Below are 2,027 nucleotides of genomic sequence, written 5' to 3'. Positions count from 1 at the left end.
TCATCAGCCCGCGCTGGAGGTTGGCGCACGGCGCGCTGCGGTCCCCGGCGCGCACCAGCGTCTCCCCGCGCGCCAACCGGCGTTGCACGCCCTGCCCGGCCAGCGCCGGCAGCGCCGCGTCGGGCAGCGCCGCGCACAAGGCACTGTCGCGCACGGCGCATTGGCGGCAATGAAGCTCGAAGTGCATGGCACTACTCCCGCTCGCCATATTGGCGGCGGGCGGGGCCTGCGAAATCGTGTTGGTTACGTAACCGGGTTCAGGCCTGCGCCTTTGCCTTCAGGGCGATGGCCAGGCCGACCAGCGCCAGCACCACGCCGGCAACCGCCGTGCCGGTCCAGCGGAAGCCTTCAAGGACGGTGGAGATGGCCAGCGCCACCACCGGCACCGCCACCCCGTTCCACGCCGCCGGCCCGGCGCCGACCAGGCGGATAAGCCGGTAATAGAGGCTGAAGGCCAGCGCCGAGGCGGCGATGCCGAGATAGGCAAGGCCGGCGAGATAGACCGGCGTGGTCGAAAAGGCCGGCGGTCCGCTGATCACCAGGGCCAGCGCCGCATCCATCAGGGCGCCCCACGCCATCGCCCAGGCCAGGCCCGGCGTGAGCGGCATCGCCCGACCAGCCGCGCTGGCCTGCATCACGTTGGCGATGCTGGCGCACAGCACGCCGCCAAAGGCCAGCGCCAGTCCCAAAGCGGTGTTACTGCCGGGTGCCGCCAGGTCGGGCGCGAACAGCAGGACCACCCCGGCCAGACCGATGAGACTGCCGAGGATGAAACGGCCGCTGACCCGGTCGCCGAGGAAGATCACCGAGAGCGCCGTGTTGGTGACCAGCAGGAAGGCGAAGGTGAGGCTGACCAGACCGGAGGCCAGATACTGCTCCGAACGGTAGACAAGGTTGAAGTTGAGGACGAACTGCGTGACCGCAACGGCCAGCGCGAAGCCATGCTGGCCTGCCGACAGCCGCAGGGATTCGCGGCGCCACAGGCTGAGCCCGAACATCACCGCCGCGGCCAGTGCAAAGCGCCAGGTGACCGACCAGCTGGGCGGGACATCGCCCAGCTGGGTGCGGATCACGAACCAGGTGCTGCCCCAGATCAGCGTGCAGGCGGCAAAGGCCCCCCACGCCGCCGGGGTGAAGCGGCCAGCCGCTTGGCGCCCGCTCACCGCTCCAGTGCCTGGGCCAGCCGCGCGATGGCGGCGGCCGGCGTGTCCCAGCTCACCACGAAACGCGCCTCGCCCGAGCCGGCGGCGCCCCAGTCATAGAAATGGAAGCCTTGTGCGCGCAGCCGCTCCGCCTCGCCGGGTTCCAGCTGCACGAACACTTCATTGGCCTCGACCGGGTGGAGCAGGCGCTGGCCGGCAGCGGCGCCCAGCTGGACCGCACCGGCGTTGGCCGCCGCGGCATTGCGCAGCCAGGCACCGCTTTCGATCATGGCAATGATCTGGGCGGCGTTGAAGCGGCCCTTGGAGGGCATCTGCCCGGCCCGCTTGCGTCGCCAGCGCAGCTGATCGGCCAGCGTTGTATCGAACAGCACGATGGCTTCGGCCGACAGGCCGCCGTTCTTGATGAAGCCGAAGCTCAGCGCATCCAGCCCCGCCACCAGCTCGCCCGGAGCACAGCCGAGATGCACCACCGCATTGGCAAAGCGCGCCCCGTCCATGTGGCTGCGCCAGCCCTGCGCCCGCGCATGGCCAACCAGCGCCGCCACTTCGGCCGGCGTGTAGACAGTGCCGCACTCGGTGGCCTGGGTGAGGGTGAGCGCCGCCAGCTGCACCTGGTGCACGTCGCCGCGATGGCTGGCCAGCGCCGCATCGAGGCCAGCCGGCGTCAGCTTGCCGTGCGCGCCGGGGCAGAGCAGCAGCTTGGCACCGCCGGTGAAGAATTCCGGCGCGCCGCATTCATCGACATGGACATGGGCTTCGGTGTGGCAGGCGATGGCGCCCCACGGCGGCGCCAGGCAGGCCAGCGCCAGCGCGTTGGCAGCGGTGCCGGTGGCCACCGGCAGCACCAGGCACTCGCGCCCGAAC

The 2,027-nt window shown here is 71.0% G+C and carries 2 protein-coding genes and 1 pseudogene; all 3 read right to left on the bottom strand.

What is annotated here, in order from left to right; translation table 11 throughout:
• Positions 1-187, bottom strand: a pseudogene (locus tag GJV64_RS13965) (Crp/Fnr family transcriptional regulator); the annotation flags it as partial.
• A gap of 70 nt (positions 188-257) precedes the next feature.
• Positions 258-1,163 (bottom strand): DMT family transporter, encoded by a 906-nt coding sequence (locus GJV64_RS13960; protein ID WP_164158029.1) that lies wholly within the window; start codon positions 1,161-1,163, stop codon positions 258-260.
• A partial coding sequence (locus tag GJV64_RS13955; protein ID WP_164158027.1) for a threonine aldolase family protein occupies positions 1,160-2,027 on the bottom strand: 868 nt, incomplete at its 5' end. The genes GJV64_RS13955 and GJV64_RS13960, both read right to left, overlap by 4 nt.

Origin of the sequence: Sandarakinorhabdus rubra (assembly GCF_010994245.1) — a bacterium.
Lineage (GTDB): Bacteria > Pseudomonadota > Alphaproteobacteria > Sphingomonadales > Sphingomonadaceae > Sandarakinorhabdus > Sandarakinorhabdus rubra.
This window is presented reverse-complemented; position numbering and strand designations above follow the sequence as displayed.